Here is a 2,002-nt window from a genome sequence, read left to right on the forward strand (position 1 = left end):
GAAGGCGGACGTGGTGCTGGCCGGCACCGACACCGTGGCCATCGGCCCGGCCGACCTCAACCTCAAGGAGGGCACCGCCACGATCGTCTACGCGATCGGCTCCGCCGAGGGCAAGACCCTCGACGTGGTGGCGCAGACCATCACCGGTCTGCACTCCTCTCCGGGCGGCGTGCCCAGCGGTGACGGCGGCCAGGCCGGCACCGGCGTGAACACCTGGTGGTACGCGCTGACCGGTGCCGGCGTACTCCTGCTGCTCGGTGGTGGGGTGCGGATGGCCACCGCGCGGACCGGCCGCAAGTGACGGTGCGCAACCGCGGCGCGCTGGCGGCCCTGGCCGCCGGCGTTGCCGCGCTCACCGTCGCCACCCTGGTGGCGTGCGGCTCCCAGCCGGCCGAGGACGTGGGCGCCGACGAGGCGGCCCAGCTCGCCACCGCCACCCCGTCGGCCGCCGGGACCGAGGGCCCTTCGGTCCCGGTGACCACCGGGGAGCTGCCGGCCGGGGCGGAGACCGTCAAGCCGGTCCGGCTGGCCATCCCGGCGATCGACGTCAAGGCCACGATCAACGCGGTGGGCATCAACAAGCGGACCAACGAGTTCGAGGTGCCGCCGAGCGTCGACGAGATCGGCTGGTACCGGTACGGCCCCGGCCTGGAGGCGGACGCCGGCTCGATCGTCATCGCCGGTCACGTGGACAGCGCCCAGCAGGGCAAGGGCGCGTTCTTCCGGCTGCGGGAGCTCGACCAGGGCGACACCCTGACCGCGACCGGCAGCGACGGCAAGGCCCGTGAGTACCGGGTCGTGGCCCGGGAGGAGTACGACAAGACCAAGATTCCGTTGGACCGCTACTTCGCCCGGGACGGCAAGCCGCGGCTGACCCTGATCACCTGCGGTGGGCCGTTCGACGCCAAGGCCCGCAAGTACCGCGACAACATCGTCGTCACCGCGGTGCCCGCCTGAGCGGGTACGCAGGCGACCGGCCGGGGTGGGGATCCCCACCCCGGCCGTTGCGCGGGAGGCCCCTCCGGCCTCCGCGTCCCGACCACACGGCCGTAGGCTGAACGGTGATGGCATACCTGGATCACGCGGCGACGACTCCGATGCTCGACGAGGCACTGGAGGCGTACGTCGCCACCGCCCGCGAGGTCGGCAACGCGTCCTCCCTGCACGCGGCGGGTCGCCGTGCCCGCCGCCGGGTCGAGGAGTCCCGCGAGCGGGTCGCCGCCGTTCTCGGTGCCCGGCCGTCCGAAGTGATCTTCACGGGTGGCGGGACGGAGAGCGACAACCTGGCGGTCAAGGGCATCTTCTGGGCCCGCCGGGACGCCTCCCCGGACCGTCGTCGAGTGGTCTCCAGCGCCGTCGAGCACCACGCCGTGCTGGACGCGGTCGACTGGATGGTCGAGCACGAGGGCGCCGAGGTCGGCCTGCTGCCGGTGGACGACGCCGGGCGACTGCACCCGGAGACCCTGCGCGCCGAGCTGGCCGCGTACGCCGACCGCGTCGCCGTGGTCACCGCCATGTGGGCGAACAACGAGGTGGGCACGGTCCAGCCGGTGACCGAGCTGGCCGCCGTGGCCGCCGAGTACGGTGTGCCGTTCCACACCGACGCCATCCAGGCGGTCGGTCAGGTGCCCGTCGACTTCGCCGCCAGTGGGGTCGCCGCGCTGACCGTCACCGGCCACAAGCTGGGCGGCCCGACCGGCGTGGGTGCTCTCCTGCTCGCCCGGGACGTACCGGCGACGCCGCTGCTGCACGGTGGCGGTCAGGAGCGCGACATCCGTTCCGGCACGCTGGACACGGCCGGCATCGTCGCCTTCGCCGTCGCCGTGGAGGCGGCGGTGAAGGGCCAGCAGGAGTACGCGGCCCGGGTCGCCGCGCTCCGCGACGACCTGATCGAACGGGTCCGCCGGGCGGTGCCCGAGGTGATCTACAACGGCGATCCGGCCGACCGGCTGCCCGGCAACGCGCACTTCTCCTTCCCCGGCTGCGAGGGCGACGCCCTGCT

General features: G+C 73.7%; 2 protein-coding genes and 1 pseudogene. All 3 read left to right on the forward strand.

The features are described 5' to 3' along the window. Positions 1 to 301 (forward strand): annotated as a pseudogene (locus KBX53_RS31215) (hypothetical protein); the annotation flags it as partial. Beyond that, positions 298 to 957 carry a class F sortase gene (locus tag KBX53_RS31220; protein WP_030331086.1) on the forward strand — a complete coding sequence of 220 codons (660 nt, stop codon included), beginning with the start codon at positions 298 to 300 and terminating at the stop codon, positions 955 to 957. The pseudogene KBX53_RS31215 and the gene KBX53_RS31220, both read left to right, overlap by 4 nt. Before the next feature lie 107 nt (positions 958 to 1,064). After that, positions 1,065 to 2,002, forward strand: a 938-nt coding sequence (locus KBX53_RS31225; RefSeq protein ID WP_210863336.1) for a cysteine desulfurase family protein, incomplete at its 3' end; no start/stop codon positions are given.

It is taken from the genome of Micromonospora sp. M51, assembly GCF_018070305.1.
In the GTDB taxonomy this organism is placed as follows: Bacteria; Actinomycetota; Actinomycetes; order Mycobacteriales; family Micromonosporaceae; genus Micromonospora; species Micromonospora parva.